Origin of the sequence: Gordonia sp. IEGM753, assembly GCF_050321825.1 — a bacterium.
In the GTDB taxonomy this organism is placed as follows: domain Bacteria; phylum Pseudomonadota; class Gammaproteobacteria; order Pseudomonadales; family Pseudomonadaceae; genus Aquipseudomonas.
This window is the reverse complement of record NZ_JBNQGB010000001.1, coordinates 531,590-552,952: the sequence shown is the minus strand read 5'-3', so window position 1 is coordinate 552,952 and position 21,363 is coordinate 531,590. Positions and strand designations below refer to the sequence as shown.

Genomic DNA, 21,363 nt, shown 5'->3' with positions numbered 1-21,363 from the left:
ACAGTAAGCGCAAAGGCGGGCATTATAAGGCCGCCGTACCGGGACGCCAGCAGCGCGTTGCTTTTGTGCCATTGCAGCCTCCATGTCGATTTCGCTATATAGACAACTACACAACGAAAAACCGAAACCACCGAGACCTGATGATGACCGCGACGCTCAAAGAAGCTGTTGGACCGGCTTACAGCCTGGACGGTATGTTGCACGCCAAGCGCAAGACATGGGAAGCCATCGACGAAATGGCCCGCCGCATAAAACCCGGCATGCGCGAATCCGAGGCCCTTAGCATGAGCCTTGAAGTGCTGAATGAAATGGGCATGGACCGCATTTGGCATCCCTCGAAAATCCGATTTGGCGAAAACACCCTCAAGACCTTCAAGCAGCGCTCCGAAGGCGATCCGGTATTGGCTGACAACGATATTTTCTTCATCGACCTTGGCGTGGCCTGGGATCGCCATGAAGGCGATTCCGGCGCAACCTTCGTTGTGGGTAGCGATCCCGAAATGCAGGCCTGCGCAGCAGCGGCCAAGGCATTGTTCGATCAGGTTCACGATCACTGGCGCACTCGCCAGGTTGCTGGGGCAGAGCTGTATCGTTACGCCGACGAGCAGGCAGCGGCGATGGGCTGGAAGTTGAACCTGGAAATCAAGGGACACCGTGTCAGCGACTTCCCGCATGCAATTTATCGCGCAGGAGACTTGGGCGATTTCGAGGATTGCCCGAATGTTGGGCTGTGGATTCTGGAAATCCAGATCGCCCACCCTACCCGCCCGTTTGGCGCGTTTTATGAGGATTTGCTGGCCTGAGATTCAATGTTGAATGCCAAGGCCTCATCGCGAGCAGGCTCACTCCCACACTGGACTTGCGGTGCTAACGAAACCTTATGGGAGCGAGCCTGCTCGCGATGGCAATAGACCAGGGAGCACATTCGTGGCACAAACAAAAACGGCAGCCCAAATGGGCTGCCGTTTTTTTATGCCTTACCCAATACTCATGCCAGGCGCGACAACATTTCCTTGGCTTCGCTCTTCTGACCGTCATCACCCTCGGTCACTACCTCATTGAGGATGTCCCGAGCGCCGTCGGCGTCACCCATGTCGATATAGGCTTGAGCCAGATCGAGTTTGGTGGCGACCTCATCGGTACCGGAGAGAAAATCAAACTCAGGCTCATCGGCAGAGGCGGCCAGCGCGTCTTGCTCATTGAAGGTCGGTTCAGCGATGCTTTGGGACAGGCGATCCAGTTCTGCGTTGACATCACTGAGCTCCGAAGCGAATGCGTCCGGTGCGTGCGGCGCATCCATTTCATCCGCCAGTGACAGGTCAAAGTCGGCAGGCAGCTCCAGATCGTCCAACTCAATATTGGCAACCGCCGGCGTTTCAGCCGCTGGCAGGTCCTTGACGCCTTCATCAAGGTCCAACAGGAAGTCGTCTTCAGCCAGGGTCGCCGGCGACACTTCACCACCGAGGTCCATGTCCAGATCAAAGTCCGACAGATCGTCGAGGTTCGCGTCCTTAGGTTCGGTCTGCTGCTGTAGCACCGATTCGAAGCTCAAATCATCGTCCAGCGGGAAGGCGTCGAGTTCGCTTTTTTCCGCGGTCTCTGGCGCAACCACTGTTGGCGAAGCAGCTTCCAGATCATCCAGGCTCAAATCGAAAGTGCTGTCGAAATCAGCGTCGACCGGCTCCACTGCGGGCTCCTGCGGCTCATCCAGCAGCAGATCCTTGACGTACTGCGCATCCAGTTCGGCGGCGACAGCGGCGGCGGCAATGCCACCGGCCGCTACGATTGCCATGGTCGGGAAGCGGCTTTTCAACTGCTCGACCTGCGCAAAATTATCGCCGTTGGCAACCAGTTGACGCTCCTGGGCAACAAACGCATCGCGGTCGCCCTGCTGGCCGTAAACTTCCATCAGTTTCAGGCGCAGATCACTGCGTTGCGGCTCTTGCTTGATGCCGTCTTCGAGCAATGAAGCAGCCTGATTCAGGCGCCCGGCGGCAATGTGCGACTGGGCCTGGCTCAATACGTCGTCGTTGCGTTCCGCTGCCGGTGCAACCAATGGCGCGGCAATCGGCGGCGTCACCACCACCGGCGCAATCACCGGAGCGGGTGCTGGCGGCGGGGTTGGGGTTGGCGCAGCAGCGAGGTTCACGCTTGGCGGCGGCACTTCCAGACCTTCGAAACTGCTGTCTGGCAAGTCATGATCGGCTGAAAACTCTTGCTCCTCAGACAACGCACGGGCCATCCGCAGGTGCTTCTCGGCTTCTTGCTGAGCTTTTCGGCGGCGAGCCAGCAGCAGCAACAAGAGCAACAGAATCACCGCGCCGCCGCCCACCAGACCCAACAACACCGGATTAGTCAGCAGATCGTTGAACTTTTGATCATCTGCGGCAGCAGGTGTCGGATCAATCGGTTTTTCGGCGGGGGTCGGCGTCGCTTCAGGCACCGCGGCTTCAGGTGCGGGGCTCGATGCGACAGGCTGCGCAGGCTCTGCGGGAGTCGCTGCTGGATTAGCTGCCAGTTCGGCAGAGATTGCCGGCGTTGCCTCCGGGGCTGCTCCAGGTGTAACAGCCGCTGCACCTGCTGCACCCGTTGCGCCTTCAGCTTGCAGCTTCGCCAACTGGTTATTCTTCAGTTCGATCAAGCGTTGCAGCTTGTCCATCTGACTTTGCAGATCGGTCATGCGGCTTTTCAGTTCGGCATTGTCACGACGAGTCGTGTCGAGGCTTTCCTTAGTCACCGCCAACTTGTTGCTCACATTCTTGGCGTCGCCAGCAGCACCCTTGCCCTGGCCCTTGGTGTCGGCAGAGACCAGGCTAAGATTGTCCTTGGCGGCCTGCGTAGAGCCTGCATCGGCGCTTGCGCGCTTAGTGGCATCCAGTTGCTGTTGGCCCGCGCCAGGTTTGGCGACGTAACGTCGACCTTGGCGCCAAGCGGTATTTTGCGCGGCAACTTCGGCGATGGCCTTGTTTTGCGGCAGGCTGGTACTTTGGGTTTGATCGGGCAGGCGCAGTACCTGGCCAGTCTTCAACCGGTTGATGTTGCCGTCGATGAACGCGTCCGGGTTCAGCGCCTGGATGGCCAGCATGGTTTGTTGAACCGAACCGCCATTGCGCGCCTTCGCAGCGATCTCCCACAGGGTATCGCGCGGCGTTGTGGTGTATTGGCTTGGCTTGGTCGCGCCGGTGACCGGTGCAGTGACGGTTTGCGTCGGCGCCGGTTGAGCAGCGGCATCAGCGGTTTGCGGCGAGAATTTGGAAGGGTCGAGCAGCACGCTGTAATCGCGCAGCAAACGACCGTTGGGCCACATGACCTGAACCAGGAACTTCACCATAGGCTCGGACAGCGGCTTGCTGGACGTTACACGCAGGATGCTTTTACCGCTGGCGTTGAGTACCGGGGTAAAGGTCAGGTCATTGAGAAACGCCTGGCGGTCGACACCGGCCTTGGCGAAATCCTCAGGCGACGCAAGGCTGGGCACCACTTCGGCAGCGGTGAGGTCCTTGACGTCGAGCAATTCGATTTCGGCTACCAGCGGCTGGTTCAGCGTCGACTTCAGGGTCAATTCCCCGAGCCCGAGGGCATGCGCCATACCGGAGGACAGCGCCGAGGCGGCCGCTATTGCTAACACCAGTTTGCGAACTTGAACCATAGCCTCATCCTTTGTTTGAACATTCCTCGGCCAGCGAGAAGGTGTTGATAGTCGCTGCCATAAGGCATTGCGCGCAACGACGAAAAACCATCGCGCGCGATCATTTCATTCATGCCACGTGGCGTACCGCATTACGGTGCGCTTTCAGCTCTGCGGCCAAGCATAGCGCTCGGCTAGAATCATTCTGCAAATTGTTGGCAAGTATCTTTTACGCAAGGTCTTTTATCAACAATTCAGCCACCTGCACAGCATTCAGCGCGGCGCCTTTGCGTACGTTATCTGACGTCAGCCACAAATTTAGTTCCGACGGGTCGTCGATTCCACTACGGACACGACCAACGTAGACCACATCCCGCCCTACTGCATCGCCAACCGGCGTCGGATAATCGCCCGCTTCTACCAGTTCGATGCCAGGCGCATCCTCCAGCGCTGCGTTGACTTTCGCCAGGTCGATATCGCTCGATGACTGCAAGGTCACGCTAAAGCTATCGCCAAAAAACACAGGGGCTTGAATGCAAGTGACGGAAATTTTCAAGGCAGGCAACGCCATGACCTGACGCAGTTCGCGCACCAGGCGTTTTTCCAGCAGTGTATGACCTTGCTCATCCGGTTTGCCCACCTGGGCCAGTAAGTTGAATGCCATCTGCCGGTCAAAAAAAGTCGGCTCCAACGGACGCACGTTCAGCAGTTCCGCAGTCTGCCGGGCCAGCTCGGTAACGGCTTCACGACCTTGGGCCGATACCGCGAGGCTGGCGGTCAGGTTGATGCGTTGCAGGTCGAGCAAACCAAGCAGCGGCGCCAGGACCACCGCCAGCGTGGTGGCCGATGGACTGGGGCTGCTGACCTGCAATGGTTTTTTCAAACCGGCCAATACCTGCGCATTGGCTTCGGGCACAACTTGCGGCGCCTGATCGGCCGGCAACGCGCCGGACAGATCGATCAGCGAGCAGCCAGCGGCGGTGGCGCGCGAGACAAAACTGAGCGTGACGGCCGGGCCAGCAGCGAAGAACACTAACTGCACTTTGCTGAAATCGAATTCATCGACTTCTCTCACTCGCACGTTCTTGCCGCGAAACGGCACTGAGTGACCCGCAGACTCGCTGCTGGCCAACAAGTGCAGGTTGCCGACGGGAAAGTCACGCTCTTCCAGTATCTGCACCAGCGTTTCGCCGACAGTACCGGTGGCGCCGATCACGGCAATATCAAAGGACTGGCTCATGGTTAACCTCTGGCGAAACGGGGGGAGCGGCACTTTACCGGGTGGCTGGGATGCAGGCAATTCTGCCTGGGATTTGCGGTGTCTACACCGGCCTCATCGCCAGCAGGCTCGCACACTGTGTGTGTGGGTGTCATACACAAGATGTGTGTACACCCCTGAAACCTGTGGGAGCCTGCTCGCGATGGGGCCGGCACATTCAACATCAGTATTGGCAGACACATTGCCATCGCGAGTAGGCTCTCTCCCACATTTGATCGGTGTCGAACACTTGGTTGGCGTTCACCACAAAACCTGTGGGAGCGAGCCTGCTCGCGATGGGGCCGGCACATTCAACATCAGTATTGGCAGACACATTGTCATCGCGAGCAGGCTCGCTCCCACATTTGATCGGTGTCGAACACTTGATTGGCGTTCACCACAAAACCTGTGGGAGCGAGCCTGCTCGCGATGGGGCCGGTACAACCCCCCATCAACATCAGGTTGTCGGGAATAAAAAAACCCGCGTCTCTTTCGAGGCGCGGGTTTTTCATTGCTTCAATCGATCAACGCTCAAGCAGAATCCGCAGCATGCGACGCAGCGGTTCAGCCGCGCCCCATAGCAGTTGGTCGCCGACAGTGAACGCGCCCAGGTACTGGGTGCCCATGTTCAGCTTGCGCAAGCGGCCAACCGGAACATTCAGGGTGCCGGTCACTTTTGTCGGGCTCAGCTCCTGCATGCTGATGTCACGGTTGTTCGGCACCAGTTTGACCCAAGGATTGTGCTGGCTGATCAGCCCTTCGATATCAGCGATCGGCACGTCTTTGTTCAACTTGATGGTCAACGCCTGGCTGTGGCAGCGCATGGCACCGATGCGCACGCAAATACCATCGACCGGAATCGGGTTCTTGAAGCGACCCAGAATCTTGTTGGTCTCAGCCTGGGCTTTCCACTCTTCGCGGCTCTGGCCGTTTGGCAACTCTTTGTCGATCCAGGGGATCAGGCTGCCGGCCAGCGGTACGCCGAAGTTTTCGGTCGGGTACGCGTCACTGCGCATGGCTTCGGCAACACGGCGGTCGATATCGAGGATGGCGCTGGCCGGATCGGCCAGTTGATCGGCGACTGCGGCGTGAGTTGCGCCCATCTGCTTGATCAGTTCACGCATGTTCTGCGCGCCGGCACCGGAGGCCGCCTGATAGGTCATGGCGCTCATCCATTCCACCAGACCGGCCTCAAACAGGCCGCCCAGGCCCATCAGCATCAGGCTGACAGTACAATTGCCGCCGATGTAGTTCTTGGTGCCTGCGTCGAGCTGCTGGTCGATCACCTTGCGGTTGACCGGGTCCAGCACGATGACCGCGTCATCCTGCATGCGCAGGCTGGAAGCGGCGTCGATCCAGTAACCCTGCCAACCGGCTTCGCGCAGCTTGGGGAACACTTCGCTGGTGTAGTCGCCACCCTGGCAGGTCAGAATCACGTCGAGGGTTTTCAGCTCTTCAATGCTGTAAGCGTCCTTGAGCGGAGCAATGTCCTTGCCCACGGACGGGCCTTGGCCACCGACATTGGAAGTGGTGAAAAACACCGGCTCAATAAGATCGAAATCCTGCTCTTCCAGCATCCGCTGCATGAGCACGGAACCGACCATACCGCGCCAACCGATCAGACCTACACGTTTCATCGCAACTACACCTTCTTTAAAAAGTGGGCCGCTGCTTTCGAGGTTGAAAGTGGCAGCGGGCCCGAGAGATTACAGATTCCGCAGCGCGGCGACTACTGCGTCACCCATTTCCTGCGTACCAACCTTGGTGCAACCCGTCGACCAGATGTCGCCCGTGCGCAAACCCTGGTCCAGAACCAGGCTGACGGCTTTCTCGATGGCGTCGGCTGCATCCTGCAGATTGAAGCTGTAACGCAACATCATCGACACCGACAAAATGGTCGCCAGCGGGTTGGCAATGCCTTTACCTGCGATGTCTGGCGCCGAACCATGGCAAGGCTCGTACATGCCCTTGTTGTTGGTGTCGAGGGACGCCGACGGCAGCATGCCGATAGAACCCGTCAGCATCGACGCCTGGTCAGACAGAATGTCGCCGAACAGGTTATCGGTAACGATCACGTCGAATTGCTTCGGTGCGCGCACCAACTGCATCGCAGCGTTATCGACGTACATGTGGCTGAGTTCGACGTCCGGATAATCCTTGGCCACTTGCTCGACGATTTCACGCCACAGCTGACTGGACGCCAGTACGTTCGCCTTGTCCACCGAGCACAGCTTCTTGCCGCGCACGCGGGCCATGTCGAAACCGACGCGGGCAATGCGGCGGATTTCACTTTCGCTGTACGGCAGCGTGTCGTAAGCCTGACGCTCGCCGTTTTCCAGGGTGCGCACGCCACGTGGAGCACCGAAGTAGATACCGCCAGTCAGTTCACGCACGATCAGGATGTCGAGGCCGGCAACGATCTCGGCTTTGAGGCTGGAAGCCTCGGCCAGTTGCGGGTACAGGATCGCCGGACGCAGGTTGCCAAACAGACCCAGTTGCGCACGAATCTTCAGCAGGCCGCGCTCAGGACGGATGTCACGCTCGATGGTGTCCCATTTCGGGCCGCCCACCGCGCCCAACAGCACTGCATCGGCCGCACGGGCACGGTCCAGCGTTTCGTCAGCCAACGGCACGCCGTGCTTGTCGATGGCGGCGCCGCCGATCACGTCGTGGCTGAGTTCGAAGCCCAGGTTGTACTTGTCGTTGGCCAGCTCCAGCACTTTGACCGCTTCGGTCATGATTTCCGGGCCAATACCGTCACCACGGAGAATCAGAATCTGCTTGCTCATGCTTTCCTCAATGTCATCAGTCGGTGTGCCCGCAGGCACACCGGAAAAAATTCCAGCGTTCGGCGCTTATCGTTCGGCCATCAGTACCAGCACATCGGTACTGAACGAGCCGTCGGCCTCAATTTCAAAATATTCGCGCACTTCGTTGCCCATCGACTGTTGTAACGCCAGGATCGCGGCACGCATCACTTCAGGTGTGCGCATGCGCTCCACCCAGGAACTGTATTCCAGACGCAACCGTTGGCGCGAAGTGCTGCGGGTGTGCAATCCGGCTTCGCTGACCTGGCGCAACCACTCACCAGCGGAATAATCGCGCACATGGCTGGTGTCCCGCAGCACTTCGACACTTTGCAGGTAAGTGTCGAACAAAGGACTGCCCGGTGACAATACGTCGATGAATGCCGCCACGCCTCCAGGTTTCAGCACCCTGCGAACTTCACGCAGCGCCAGGCCGAGATCGCTCCAATGGTGCGCCGAATAACGGCTGAAAACAAAATCGAACTCAGCGTCGGCAAATGGCAAGCGCTCGGCGGCGCCATTGACCGTGCTCACATTGCTCAAACCCCTATCCACAGCCGCTGCAGCGACCACATCGAGCATCTGCTGAGACAAGTCGTAGGCGACCACTTCCTTTACCAGCGACGCCACTTGAAAACTGACGTGACCGGCACCGCAACCCAGGTCCAAAACGCGAGCCTCGCCCTGCCCGGCCAGTTCGGCCTGTAGCAGCGCGAATTCGGTGCCTTGAGCGTGTACGGCGCTGCTCAGATAGGCCGAAGCCTGTTCACCGAATTGCTTCTGGACTACCTGGCTGTGTTGGGCGGTGCTGGTCATGTGGGACTTCCTTTTTGGGGTTGAGCCTTGTGGTGTCTGGGCGGGCCTCTTCGCGGGCAAGCCTCGCTCCTACAGGGATTGCGATGCCTTTGTAGGAGCGAGGCTTGCCCGCGAAGGCGTCATCCGGCCTTACGCAAAATCTTCAAACATCCCGAAACAACCAAGGCTGGCTCGCACGGTGCTTGCTTTCAAAGGACGCAATCGCTTCGTGGTCCATCAAGGTCAGGCCGATGTCGTCCAGGCCGTTGACGAGGCAATGCTTGCGGAACTCATCCAGCTCAAAGTGGTAGACCTTGCCGTCAGGCCGGGTCACGGTCTGGGCTTGCAGGTCGACCGTCAATTGGTAGCCTGGATTGGCCTCAACCTGCTGGAACAACTCATCCACTTCAGCGTCGGTCAGGATGATCGGCAGCAAGCCATTCTTGAAGCTGTTGTTGAAGAAGATGTCGGCATAGCTCGGCGCGATAATGCTGCGAAAACCGTATTCTTCCAGCGCCCAAGGGGCGTGTTCACGGCTGGAGCCGCAACCGAAGTTCTCGCGAGCCAACAATACGCTCGCGCCTTGGTAGCGTTCGGCATTGAGCACGAAGTCCTTGTTCAACGGACGCTTGGAGTTGTCCTGATAGGCATACCCCACGTCCAGATAGCGCCACTCGTCAAACAGGTTCGGGCCAAAACCGGTGCGCTTGATCGACTTCAAAAACTGCTTCGGAATGATCTGGTCAGTGTCGACGTTGGCCCGGTCCAATGGCGCGACCAAACCGGTGTGTTGGGTAAAAGCTCTCATGTGCGGTTCCTCAGATCAGTTCGCGAACGTCGATGAAACGACCGTTGACGGCAGCTGCCGCGGCCATGGCCGGGCTGACCAAGTGCGTACGGCCACCGGCGCCCTGACGTCCTTCGAAGTTACGGTTGGAGGTCGATGCACAATGTTCGCCCGACTCCAAACGGTCCGGGTTCATCGCCAGGCACATCGAGCAACCCGGTTCACGCCACTCGAAACCGGCCTCGAGGAAAATCTTGTCCAGGCCTTCGGCTTCGGCTTGTGCCTTCACCAGGCCCGAGCCCGGCACCACGATGGCTTGCTTGATGGTCGAGGCCACTTTGCGGCCCTTGGCGATAACGGCCGCAGCGCGTAAGTCTTCGATACGCGAGTTGGTGCAAGAACCAATAAACACGCGGTCCAGCTGAATATCGGTGATCGCCTGATTGGCGCTCAAACCCATGTACTTCAAGGCACGCTCAATGGAACCCCGCTTGACCAGGTCCATTTCCTTCGCCGGGTCCGGCACGTTTTGATCAACAGCCAAAACCATCTCGGGCGAAGTGCCCCAGCTGACTTGTGGCTTGATCTGCGTGGCGTCGAGCTCTACCACGGTGTCGAACACTGCGTCAGCGTCGGAGACCAGGTCTTTCCAGGCTTCGACGGCCATGTCCCATTCCGCGCCTTTCGGGGCGAATGGACGGCCCTTGACGTATTCGACGGTTTTTTCGTCAGCCGCCACCAGGCCTACTCGCGCGCCAGCCTCGATGGACATGTTGCAGATGGTCATGCGGCCTTCGACCGACAAATCACGAATCGCACTGCCAGCAAATTCGATGGCATGACCGTTACCGCCCGCGGTGCCGATCTTGCCGATGACCGCCAGCACGATGTCTTTGGCTGTCACGCCGAACGGCAATTCGCCTTCGACCGACACCAGCATGTTCTTCATTTTTTTGGCGACCAGACACTGCGTAGCGAACACGTGTTCGACTTCGGAGGTGCCGATACCGTGAGCCAATGCGCCAAACGCGCCATGAGTCGAGGTGTGCGAATCGCCGCAGACCACAGTCATGCCCGGCAAGGTTGCGCCCTGCTCCGGGCCGATCACGTGCACGATGCCCTGACGCACGTCATTCATCTTGAATTCGGTAATGCCATATTCGTCGCAGTAATCGTCGAGGGTTTGCACCTGAAGGCGCGAAACCTGATCGGTAATCGCTTCGATGCCGCCATTACGGTCCGGCGTGGTCGGCACGTTATGGTCTGGAGTGGCGATGATCGAATCAACACGCCAAGGCTTGCGCCCGGCCAGACGCAGACCTTCGAAAGCTTGAGGCGATGTCACTTCATGGATGATGTGGCGATCGATGTAGATCAGCGACGACCCATCATCGCGTCGTTTCACTTCATGGGAATCCCAAAGCTTGTCGTAAAGCGTTTTGCCGGCCATCAGACGGTTCCTCATCAGCTTGTTTCTATTTTCTATGCCTTGGGTCGTACGCGGTTCAATAACCCCTTGGCTTGTGAGGTCGATCCTATGGGGTTACATTAAATAACTCAAATTCATATTTTTTATGCTTTGGATAACCAACTGGAATACCACGATGGATCTTGCCAACCTCAATGCCTTTATCGCGATTGCCGAGACGGGCAGCTTCTCTGGCGCCGGTGAACGACTGCACCTGACACAACCAGCCATCAGCAAGCGTATTGCCGGGCTTGAGCAACAATTGAAGGTACGGCTGTTTGATCGCCTGGGCCGCGAGGTCGGCTTGACAGAGGCCGGTCGCGCCCTGTTGCCAAGGGCCTATCAGATATTGAATGTGCTGGATGACACGCGCCGAGCGCTGACCAACCTCACGGGCGAAGTGACCGGCCGTCTGACGCTGGCCACCAGTCACCACATCGGCTTACACCGTTTGCCGCCCTTATTAAGGGAGTTCACCCGCCGTTACCCACAAGTTGCGCTGGATATTCAGTTTTTGGATTCGGAAGTGGCCTACGAAGAAATCCTTCACGGGCGTGCGGAACTGGCGGTCATCACGCTCGCGCCGGAGCCGCACACGCTGGTCAAGGCCACACCCGTTTGGGACGACCCGCTGGATTTCGTGGTGGCCCCGGAGCATACGTTGATCAGCAACGGCGCAGTCAGCCTGGCGGATATAGCCCTGCACCCGGCGGTGTTTCCTGGCGGCAATACCTTCACCCATCACATCGTGCAGCGTCTGTTCGAGGCGCAAGGCCTGACCCCTAACATCGCGATGAGCACTAACTATCTGGAAACCATCAAGATGATGGTCTCCATCGGCCTGGCCTGGAGCGTATTACCGCGCACCATGCTTGACGATCAAGTAGCCCGAATACCTTTGCCGGGCATACAGCTCACTCGCCAGCTAGGCTATATCTTGCACACTGAAAGGACGCTGTCGAATGCAGCACGGGCGTTTATGGCCCTGCTGGATGCGCAAATCGAACTGCCAGGGACTTAAGGCTAACTTGTGCTACTCCTATAGAGCCGCGAATTCCTGTGCCAAACGCCCTATTCCGCCCAAGGCTTGCCAATGCCGAAATCTGTTGACCGAATTCCGCCGATGCCGCGTATTCAGGCGCTTGACCCAAAACAGTCCGAGCAGAGCTGGGAAAGCGCACCACAGTTGCTGGCCGCGCTCAACGGTGCCCGTTTGGGCGCGTGGTACTGGGACATAGAACGCGGCCAGATCAGTTGGTCGCGAGGCACTCAGGCGCTGTTCGGGTTCGATCCCCGGCAACCCTTGCCGGTCGATCTCGAATACTTGGATTTGCTGCCGCCAGAGGATCGGGCGAAAACGGTCCGTGCGTTTCACGCCGTGATCGCCGGCGCGCCACTGGAACAAGCGATGCACCACCGCATTCGCTGGCCGGACGGCAGCCTGCACTGGCTGGAGGTCAGTGGCAGCCTGCTGCCAGACAAGGACGGGCGCCCGAGAATGATCGGGGTGATCCGTGAAATAACTCACCAGCGCCAGCGCGAACAGGCGCTGAGCAGCTCGGAAAAGCGCTTCGCCACCCTGTTTCACCTGTGCCCGAACATGGTGCTATTGACCCGCCAGGACGACGGGCTGATCACCGAAGCCAACCAGTATTTCGAGAGCCTGTTTGGCTGGCCGGTACAGGACGCCATTGGTCGTACCACCGTCGAGCTGGGCCTTTGGGTGCACCCGGAACAGCGAGCGGTGCTGGTCAAGGCGACCAAGGCCAAAGGCGAGCTGACCAGCATGGAAGTGCAATTTCGCGCCAGCAATGGTCAGGTCCATGACGGCATCCTCAGCGCGCAAAAGGTTGAACTCGAAGGCCAGCCGTACCTGCTCAGCACGTTCCTCGACACGACCGAACGCAAAGCCGCCGAACACGCGCTTAAAGACAGCCAGGAACGCCTCGACCTGGCATTGGATTCGGCACAGCTCGGCACGTGGGACTGGCACATTCCCAGCGGCATGCTGTACGGCTCGGCGCGGGCGGCACAACTGCATGGCCTGGAAGCGAAACCGTTTCACGAGTCCTTCGATGAGTTTTTTGAAGGCGTGCCCGGCGAAGAGCGCGACAGCATGCGCGATGCCTATCGCAGCCTGCGCGAAGGCCCGGCAGGCAATTATCAACTGACCTACCGCGTGCAACTGCAGGACGGCACTTCGCGCTACCTGGAAAGCCGTGCACGCCTTTACCGCGACGAAAACGGTGCCCCATTACGCATGGCCGGCACGTTGCTGGACATTACCGACCAGGTTGAACGCGAGCAGCGGCTGGTAGCCTCCGAAGAAAAATTCGCCACACTGTTTCAGGTCAGCCCGGACCCGATTTGCGTGACCCACCAGGACACTGGCCAGTTCATCGAGATCAATTCCAGCTTCACCCAGGCGTTTGGCTATAGCACCGCCGACGTCATTGGACGTAGCGCCGACGAAATTGGCCTGTGGGATGCGTCGGCAAAAAGCCTGCGCCGCATCGAACAAGTCATCCGCGAGCAAGGCCTGAGCAATGTAGCCATTCAGGTTCAGCACCAGGATGGCCAATCACTAACCTGCGTCATCTCCAGCCGACAGATCAGCGTCGGCAATCAGCCTTGCATCGTCACCACGCTGCGCGACATCACCCAACAGCAACGCTCGGAAGCAGCGCTCAAGGCCAGCGAAGAGAAGTTTGCCAAAGCCTTTCACTCAAGCCCGGACGCCATCACCATCACTGAACGCGACACGGGCCGCTATGTCGAGGTGAACGATGGTTTCTGTCGCCTCACCGGTTATCGTGCCGAAGAAGTCATCGGGCGCACGGTGTATCAAGTCGGCATTTGGGCCGAAGAGAAACAGCGCTCGGCACTGCTGGCGGAACTACAGATCAAGGGCCGGGTGCATCACCAGGAAATGCTGGGACGCAACAAGCGCGGCGACTTGCTGACGGTTGAAGTCTCGGTGGAGCCGATCACCCTCAACGAAACCGCGTGCCTGCTGTTGACCGCGCGCGATGTCAGCCTGCTGAAAAACGCCGAAGCACAGATTCGCCACCTCGCTTATCACGACCCGTTGACCAACCTGCCCAACCGCGCACTGTTGATGGACCGTTTAAGCCAGCAGATTGCCCTGCTCAAGCGCCACAATCTGCGCGGCGCCCTGCTGTTTCTGGACCTGGATCACTTCAAGCACATCAACGATTCACTGGGCCATCCGGTGGGCGATACCGTGTTGAAAATCATCACGGCGCGCCTTGAGGCCAGTGTGCGCATGGAGGACACCGTTGCACGCCTGGGCGGTGACGAGTTCGTGGTACTGCTCAGCGGACTTGAAGGGACGCGCAACGAAGTCAGCGCTCAGGTTCGCGAGCTCGCAGACACCTTGCGTGAACTGCTGTCGGAACCCATGTTCCTCGACGGCCAGCGCCTGCAAGTGACACCCAGCATCGGCATCGCGCTGATTCCCGATCACGGCTCAACCCCCACCGACCTGCTCAAACGCGCCGACATCGCCCTGTATCGCGCCAAAGACTCCGGGCGCAACACCACGCAGATGTATCACAACACTATGCAGAAAGCCGCCAGCGAGCGCTTACGCATGGAAACCGACCTGCGCCTGGCACTCTCCCGAGGCGAGTTTCGCGTGCACTACCAACCGCAAGTGGACGCACGCAACAACCACATCGTCGGCGCCGAAGCGCTGGTGCGCTGGGATCATCCGGAACTGGGCGCACAATCGCCGACCGAGTTCATCAAGGTGCTGGAAGACAGCGGCTTGATCCTGGAGGTGGGCACCTGGATCCTCGACGAAGCCTGCGAGGCCTTCAGGCAACTGATCGTAAAAGGCTTGATCGACCCGCTCAAATTCAGCCTGTGCGTGAATATCAGCCCGCGTCAGTTCCGCCAGAACGACTTTGTCGAACGCATCGAGCACAGCCTTAGCAGCCACGGCCTGCCCAGTTCGCTGCTGAAACTGGAGATCACCGAAGGCATCGTCATCCAGAACCTGGAGGACACCATCAACAAAATGCGTCGCCTGAAAAAACTCGGGGTGAGTTTTGCGATGGATGATTTCGGCACCGGTTATTCGTCACTCACCTACCTCAAGCGCCTGCCGGTCGACACCCTCAAAATCGACCAGTCATTTATCCGTGACGCGACCACCGACCCCAACGATGCGGAGATTATTCGCGCCATCGTCGCCATGGCGCGCAGCCTGCAATTGAAAGTCATCGCCGAAGGTGTCGAGACTCCCGAGCAACTGGAATTCTTGCAGGGCCTGGACTGCCATTTTTATCAAGGGTATTTGCACAGTCGGCCATTGCCGGTAGAGGCGTTCCAACTGCTGCTGAAATAGCACGCACAAAAAAGGGCGCCAGTGGCGCCCTTTTCATTGCTCTGCCTTAGTGCTGCAGAGCTGGTTTCTGCGCCCCGTTAATCGGGATACGCTTGGCTTTCGCCTCTTCCGGCACAACACGCAGCAGGTCAATGCTCAACAAGCCGTTACGCAGGTCGGCGGCTTTGATTTCGATGTGGTCCGCCAAACGGAACGACAGCTTGAATGCGCGTTGGGCGATGCCCTGATGCAGGAAGGTCACCCCTTCCGTTGCATCGCGCTTGCCGCCACTGATGGTCAGCACACCCTTCTCGACTTGAAGGTCCAGGTCTTCTTCCTGGAAACCGGCCGCTGCCACGACGATGCGGTATTGATCGTCACCGTGTTTTTCAACGTTGTAAGGCGGATAGGTGCTGCCTGGCTCGTTGCGCAGGGCGGTTTCAAACAGGTCGTTAAAACGGTCGAAACCTACCGAGGAACGGAACATTGGGGCCAGGGAAAATGCAGTACTCATGGTTCAAAATCTCCTGAAGATAATCAGCAAGGTTTTTGTCGCCGCGACCCGAATTCGGCATCGCGTAACCCTTAAATAGGGACCACTGATTACATTTCAAGAGATTTATCGAAGATTTTTTCAGGCCGCTTCGCTGACTTGCAACCCCAGCAAACGCGAGACATGATCGAGTTCTGTCTCACGTCGCAGCACAGTGAACAGCTCGACGGCTTCCGGATAATTGCGGGTCAACATCGCCAGCCATTGCTTCAAACGGCCCGGCGATTGACGCGCCGTCATCTGCGCCTTGGCCTGCAGCCAGAACTCCTGAATCAATGGCAGAAGCTCGGCCCAGGTCATCTCGATAACGTCTTCACCGGCACGCGCTGCAGCGATTTGCCGCGCCAGATCCGGACGCGAAACCAGCCCACGACCGAGCATGATGTCTTCCACGCCACTGATTTCCCGGCAACGGCGCCAGTCTTCAACACTCCAGATATCGCCGTTGGCAAACACCGGAACCTTGACCACTTCTTGCACCCGCGGGATCCATTCCCAGTGCGCGGGCGGTTTATAACCGTCAGTTTTGGTTCGTGCATGCACCACGATGTGCGCCGCACCACCTTCGGCCAGTGCCGTGGCACAGACCAGCGCACCGTCCGGGCTGTCGAAACCGAGACGCATCTTGGCGGTGACCGGAATATGCGCAGGGACAGCACGACGAACGTGTTCGACGATTTGGTTGAGCAGCTCGGGCTCTTTGAGCAACACCGCGCCGCCACGCGACTTGTTGACGGTTTTGGCCGGGCAACCGAAGTTGAGATCGATGACTTCGGAACCAAGCTCACAGGCCAGCGCGGCATTTTCCGCCAGGCACACCGGATCGGAACCCAGCAATTGCACGCGCAACGGAACGCCAGACGCGGTGCGGGCGCCGTTCAGCAGCTCCGGGCCAAACTTGTGGTAATAGGCAGGCGTGAGGAGCTGATCGTTGATCCGAATGAATTCGGTCACACACCAATCGATCCCGCCGACACGGGTGAGCACGTCCCGCAGGATGTTGTCGACCAACCCCTCCATGGGCGCCAAAGCAATTTGCATGAAAAACACACTCAACGAAAAACGTGCGGCAGTTTACTGGTTTCAGAGGAAGTGTGCAGAAACAAGCAAAACCCCTTCTGAGAGCGGAATGCTGTTCACTTAAGCGATACCCATACATTTTGTGGCGAGGGGATTCATCCCCTCACCACAGAATGCTGTTTGTCTGAAGATCGTCTAAGTGAACAGCATTACTTGCTCGCGAAAGCTATTTAACATTCAACGAAAATGTTGGCGGCCAGTGCGCTTTCGCGCGCAAGCCCGCACATTAGATTTTCACTGAATCCAAGACCTGCAACGCAGGGCCATAGCCATCAATGAACTCGGCGGGCATGCGCTTGGGTTTGCCGGTGGACAATTCGATGCAAACGAACGTGGTTTGGGCTCGCAGCAATGTGGCGTTGTCGCGCGGGCGCACCAGTTGAAAATGGCGGGTCATCTTCAGGCGCTGGTCCCAATCGACGATCCAGGTTGCCAATTGCAACTCATCGTCCTCGTAGGCAGCGGCGAGATAATCAATCTCGTGCCGCACCACGGCCATCGCCCGATCCAGCCGTCGATACTCGACCAGGTCCAGCCCCAGCCGCTGCGAGTGGCGCCACGCACACCGTTCAAGCCAGGTCACGTACACCGCGTTGTTGGCGTGCCCCAGACCGTCGATATCATCGGCGCCCACGTGCAGATCAATGATAAATGGCGTTGCCCGATCCCAGCCCATGCCCCACTCCCGGTCAGTAAATGTTGACCCGGGCAGTGTAACGGATGCTTACGCCGATTGGCGCGATTGCAGGCTGCGACCGGCGAGCAGTGATAACACACCATCAATCAACCTCGGGTCGGCCAGTACTCGCTGATGGCCGCCCTGCTCCAGGCGCAGCAAACGGCTGTCAAACCAGGATTCGTGAATCAGTTGCGATTCATTCACCGAGACAAATTGATCGTCTTCGGCGTGAACAATCAGGCCCGGCATGTCCAACTGATACTGCGCGACATCCAGCGCTGCGGCACGCATGCCAACGTCTTGCTCAATTTGGCGAATGAACGCCGAGCGCGCTTTCGGCGGCAACCCCACGAAACGCGCAAACCCGCGCAACACCCCGATAATCCGTGCCGGTGCGGCGATAGTCACCAAGGTCTCGGTGCGCAATCCCAACTGAACGGCGAGCATGGCGCTGGCGCCACCCATGGAATGACCGATAACCGCTTGCAAGGGTGGCAACTCGGCAGCCGCCTCAAGCATGGCGCGGGCGAAGAGCGCGACATTGGCGTAATGACCGGGAGAACGGCCGTGCGCCGGACCATCCAGCGCCACCACGGTGTAACCGGCCTCGACCAGTGCAGTAATAAGGCTGGCAAATTGCGTGGGCCGACCTTCCCAACCGTGCATCAGTAACACGGCAGGCCCTTGCCCCCAGCGCAACGCCGAGAGCCCGAAGCGCAACGTAATACGTTCGGACTTTGCCAACAGCGGCAATTCCCAATCACGCGGCAATCGGTCCCTTGGGGTCATGAATGCGCGTCGCATTTTGCTCGCCACCCACTCCGGTGCAAACCAGCCCAAGGTGCCATTAACGCCACGAACCCACTTCAACGTGCTCATCGCTCCACTCCCAAGGCCCGGCCTTCAGGTCATAGCACCGCCGATTTGGCAGCGCGCAGCAATCGATCCGACAACTCACACGGTCCCAGCGCCCGCGCCAGCGCCAAGCCACCGATCATCAGGGCCATGTCGGCCAACGCTTTGTCGGTGTCTTCGGGGCTTGCCGCCAACTGCGCGACCATCAATTCCACGTGCTCATTCAATGCCACACGAAACTCGTCCGGCAGCCGCCCCAATTCGCCAACCGACGCGGGAATCGGGCACGCATGTTCGGTTGAATCGCGGTGTTTACGTGACAGGTAGAAGGCGGCAACCAAGGCCCGACGCTCTTCGCCGGTCAACTCGGCATCCATGTCTGCAATCAAGCCACGGCGATGACCGAGCAGTTGCTTGAACGCCTCCAGCATCAACGCGTCTTTGCTGTCGAAATGGGCGTAGAAACCGCCAACCGTCAGGCCGGCAGCGCCCATCACTTCGCCCACGCTCGGCTCGGCCGGGCCGCGCTGAATAAGCGCTGCGCTGGCAGCCTTGAGGATGCGTTCGCGGGTTTGAGCTTTTTTATCGTTCATCGTTGCCTCCGAATATTACGACTAGAATATTATTCTCATAATAATTTTCCGCAAGTCGTGGATGTGACCGCTGGTCTGAAGCACAGTTTGAGAGAAATGAGGGAGTTGGCCAAACGCCAGACAAACAAAAGGGCCATTCAATAATTGAATGACCCTTATAAAATCCCGCAGAGCGGGTAATCGTGGCGTCCCCTAGGGGACTCGAACCCCTGTTACCGCCGTGAAAGGGCGGTGTCCTAGGCCACTAGACGAAGGGGACGCAAAACCTTCTATACACCTGATCAGCGTTTGAAGCTGATCGATTCAAGGCCGGTGTGGCCAGACCTTGAACTGTAAATTGGTGGAGCTAAACGGGATCGAACCGTTGACCTCCTGCATGCCATGCAGGCGCTCTCCCAGCTGAGCTATAGCCCCGATTTATCGCCTGGCGGCGGAGCACTGTCTTGCAACAGTGCTTCTGTAAAACTGGCGTCCCCTAGGGGACTCGAACCCCTGTTACCGCCGTGAAAGGGCGGTGTCCTAGGCCACTAGACGAAGGGGACGCAAACCCTTCTATACACCTGATCAACGCTGAGTGCTGATCGCTTCAAGGCCTGTGTGGCCAAGCCTTGAAGTGTAAATTGGTGGAGCTAGACGGGATCGAACCGTCGACCTCTTGCATGCCATGCAAGCGCTCTCCCAGCTGAGCTATAGCCCCTCATCGCTGAGGACGGGGCGAATCTTAATGGCGCTTAGGAAGTGTGTCAAATTTATTTTTAACAAATTCCAAAGTTTTTTGCCGACATAACAATCACTTACCGTCCAACCCCGTAAATCCGAGGCCACGCCCGCTCCTGCAGCAGCGGAATCAGGCGATGTTGCCCAGCAGTTTCTCCCATTCCTTGTTTTCCTTCTTCGACACACCGCCCAGCAGGTCGATGGCCTGGCGCAGCCGGAAGCGAGTCAGGTCCGGGCCGAGGATTTCCATTGCGTCGAGCACCGACACGGAACTGGCCTGGCCAGTAATGGCGGCGAACATCAGCGGCATGGCGTCGCGCAGCTTCAATTCCAGCGATTCGACCACTGCTTGAATCGTCGCGGTGATGCTGTCCTTTTCCCACTGACGCAAGCTTTCCAGCTTCCAGAGAATCAACTGCATCAACTGCCGAACCTGGTCGCCCGAGAGCTTCTTGGATTCGAACAATTTTGCGTCCGGGTTCACGTCACCGGCAAAAAAGAACCCGGCCAGCGGAGCAACCTGGCTGAAAGTTTCGACACGGCCCTGGACGTGGGGTGCAATCTTCATCATGTATTCAGGATTCAACGCCCAGGTCTGCAAACGACTGGCGAACTCTTCCACCGGCAGATCACGCAGCCATTGACCGTTCAACCAGGACAGCTTTTCGATGTCGAAGATCGGCCCGCCAAGGGAGACGCGGCTCAGGTCGAAGTGGTCGACCATTTCCTGCAGCGAGAATTTTTCGCGCTCGTCGGGCATCGACCAGCCCATGCGGCCCAGATAGTTGAGCATCGCTTCGGGCATGAACCCCATGCGCTCGTAGAACGTTACCGAGGTCGGGTTCTTGCGCTTGGACAGTTTGCTCTTGTCCGGGTTACGCAGCAGCGGCATGTAGCACAACTGCGGTTGTTCCCAGCCGAAATACTCGTAAAGCAGGATCAGTTTCGGTGCCGATGGCAGCCACTCTTCACCGCGCAGAACGTGGGTGATGCCCATCAAGTGGTCATCGACCACGTTGGCCAGGAAGTACGTCGGCAGGCCGTCAGTTTTCATCAGGACTTGCATGTCCATGCGATCCCACGGGATTTCGACGTCGCCACGCAACATGTCCGGCACCACGCAAACACCTTCGCTCGGCACCTTCATGCGAATCACGTGCGGTTCGCCTGCGGCCAGGCGGCGGGCAACTTCTTCCTTGGACAACAGCAGTGCGCGGCCGTCGTAACGTGGGGTTTCGCCGCGAGCCATTTGCTCGGCGCGCATCTGGTCCAACTCCTCGCTGGTGCAGAAGCACGGAAAGGCGTGGCCCATTTCGACCAACTGCTGGCAGTACTTCTGGTAAATCTCGCCACGCTCGCTTTGACGGTAAGGACCGTGTGGGCCACCCACGTCCGGGCCTTCGCTCCAGTCGATGCCCAGCCAGCGCAGGGCGTCGAAAATCTGCTGTTCGGACTCGCGGGTCGAACGCAACTGGTCGGTGTCTTCAATCCGCAGGATGAACTCACCGCCATGCTGCTTGGCAAAGCAGTAGTTGAACAAAGCGATGTAAGCGGTACCTACGTGGGGATCCCCGGTAGGCGATGGCGCGATGCGAGTGCGGACGGTGGTCATGGCAAGTCTCGAAATGAAGATAAAACAAAGGGCGAATGGTAACAGGCGACAGCCGCCCCGCTCCAGTCAACAGGGCATTTAAGCCAAGGTTGCGTCTACAACGCCCGTTAGCGGTGGCGAATGGCTAATTATCAGTCGGTGGCATTTACCGTTTATCGGCTGTATGCCAGATTCGCAAGC

The 21,363-nt window shown here is 58.5% G+C and carries 16 protein-coding genes and 4 tRNA genes; 3 read left to right on the top strand and 17 right to left on the bottom strand.

The annotated features are described in order from the left end of the window. Nucleotides 1-140: 140 nt before the first annotated feature. Complete coding sequence (locus ACQR3R_RS02485) at nt 141-803, top strand: M24 family metallopeptidase (protein ID WP_428270364.1); 663 nt, start codon at nt 141-143, stop codon at nt 801-803. Nucleotides 804-988: 185 nt separating this feature from the next. Here the strand turns inward: ACQR3R_RS02485 and ACQR3R_RS02480 are convergent, their stop codons facing one another. The 7 genes from ACQR3R_RS02480 to leuC all read right to left on the bottom strand — a co-directional run bounded on the left by ACQR3R_RS02480 (nt 989) and on the right by leuC (nt 10,725). Beyond that, nucleotides 989-3,649 carry a FimV/HubP family polar landmark protein gene (locus ACQR3R_RS02480; RefSeq protein WP_428270362.1) on the bottom strand — a complete coding sequence of 887 codons (2,661 nt, stop codon included), beginning with the start codon at nt 3,647-3,649 and terminating at the stop codon, nt 989-991. Nucleotides 3,650-3,857: 208 nt separating this feature from the next. Then, nucleotides 3,858-4,868, bottom strand: coding sequence for an aspartate-semialdehyde dehydrogenase (locus tag ACQR3R_RS02475; RefSeq protein ID WP_428270361.1), 1,011 nt, complete (start codon nt 4,866-4,868; stop codon nt 3,858-3,860). 542 nt (nt 4,869-5,410) lie between these two features. Further along, on the bottom strand, nt 5,411-6,523 hold the full coding sequence (gene asd, locus ACQR3R_RS02470; RefSeq protein WP_428270360.1) for an aspartate-semialdehyde dehydrogenase: 1,113 nt from the start codon (nt 6,521-6,523) through the stop codon (nt 5,411-5,413). Between the two features lie 69 nt (nt 6,524-6,592). Further along, a complete protein-coding gene (gene leuB, locus ACQR3R_RS02465) occupies nt 6,593-7,675 on the bottom strand; it encodes a 3-isopropylmalate dehydrogenase (protein WP_428270359.1) in 1,083 nt (360 codons plus the stop codon). 66 nt (nt 7,676-7,741) lie between these two features. Further along, nucleotides 7,742-8,509 (bottom strand): methyltransferase domain-containing protein, encoded by a 768-nt coding sequence (locus ACQR3R_RS02460; protein WP_428270358.1) that lies wholly within the window; start codon nt 8,507-8,509, stop codon nt 7,742-7,744. Between the two features lie 142 nt (nt 8,510-8,651). Then, the gene (gene leuD / locus ACQR3R_RS02455; protein ID WP_428270357.1) at nt 8,652-9,296 is read right to left on the bottom strand and encodes a 3-isopropylmalate dehydratase small subunit; all 645 of its coding nucleotides are present in this window, start codon (nt 9,294-9,296) and stop codon (nt 8,652-8,654) included. A gap of 10 nt (nt 9,297-9,306) precedes the next feature. Beyond that, nucleotides 9,307-10,725 (bottom strand): 3-isopropylmalate dehydratase large subunit, encoded by a 1,419-nt coding sequence (gene leuC / locus ACQR3R_RS02450; protein ID WP_428270356.1) that lies wholly within the window; start codon nt 10,723-10,725, stop codon nt 9,307-9,309. A 154-nt stretch (nt 10,726-10,879) separates the two neighbouring features. Between leuC and ACQR3R_RS02445 the strand changes: the two genes are divergently transcribed. Then, on the top strand, nt 10,880-11,764 hold the full coding sequence (locus ACQR3R_RS02445; RefSeq protein ID WP_428270355.1) for a LysR substrate-binding domain-containing protein: 885 nt from the start codon (nt 10,880-10,882) through the stop codon (nt 11,762-11,764). 72 nt (nt 11,765-11,836) lie between these two features. After that, a complete protein-coding gene (locus ACQR3R_RS02440; protein ID WP_428270353.1) occupies nt 11,837-15,115 on the top strand; it encodes a PAS domain S-box protein in 3,279 nt (1,092 codons plus the stop codon). Nucleotides 15,116-15,161: 46 nt separating this feature from the next. Here ACQR3R_RS02440 and ACQR3R_RS02435 read toward each other — a convergent pair whose 3' ends face one another. From ACQR3R_RS02435 to gltX, 10 genes are all read right to left on the bottom strand, one after another. Continuing rightward, nucleotides 15,162-15,608: an Hsp20 family protein gene (locus ACQR3R_RS02435; RefSeq protein WP_428270352.1), complete on the bottom strand. Its 447-nt coding sequence runs from the start codon at nt 15,606-15,608 to the stop codon at nt 15,162-15,164. Between the two features lie 120 nt (nt 15,609-15,728). Next, nucleotides 15,729-16,688, bottom strand: coding sequence for a tRNA-dihydrouridine synthase (locus tag ACQR3R_RS02430; protein WP_428270350.1), 960 nt, complete (start codon nt 16,686-16,688; stop codon nt 15,729-15,731). 265 nt (nt 16,689-16,953) lie between these two features. Continuing rightward, nucleotides 16,954-17,403, bottom strand: a complete 450-nt coding sequence (locus ACQR3R_RS02425; protein WP_428270348.1) for a thioesterase family protein — start codon at nt 17,401-17,403, stop codon at nt 16,954-16,956. 48 nt (nt 17,404-17,451) lie between these two features. Further along, entirely contained in the window at nt 17,452-18,285 is an 834-nt protein-coding gene (locus ACQR3R_RS02420) for an alpha/beta fold hydrolase (RefSeq protein ID WP_428270346.1), read from the bottom strand. 29 nt (nt 18,286-18,314) lie between these two features. Continuing rightward, nucleotides 18,315-18,854: a TetR family transcriptional regulator gene (locus ACQR3R_RS02415; RefSeq protein WP_428270344.1), complete on the bottom strand. Its 540-nt coding sequence runs from the start codon at nt 18,852-18,854 to the stop codon at nt 18,315-18,317. A 183-nt stretch (nt 18,855-19,037) separates the two neighbouring features. Beyond that, nucleotides 19,038-19,113 (bottom strand) — tRNA-Glu (locus ACQR3R_RS02410). A gap of 79 nt (nt 19,114-19,192) precedes the next feature. Beyond that, nucleotides 19,193-19,268 (bottom strand) — tRNA-Ala (locus ACQR3R_RS02405). Between the two features lie 52 nt (nt 19,269-19,320). Continuing rightward, nucleotides 19,321-19,396: transfer RNA gene (locus ACQR3R_RS02400), tRNA-Glu, on the bottom strand. Between the two features lie 79 nt (nt 19,397-19,475). Continuing rightward, a tRNA-Ala gene (locus ACQR3R_RS02395) sits at nt 19,476-19,551 on the bottom strand. 150 nt (nt 19,552-19,701) lie between these two features. Further along, a complete protein-coding gene (gltX, locus tag ACQR3R_RS02390; RefSeq protein ID WP_428270343.1) occupies nt 19,702-21,183 on the bottom strand; it encodes a glutamate--tRNA ligase in 1,482 nt (493 codons plus the stop codon). Nucleotides 21,184-21,363 lie beyond the last annotated feature (180 nt).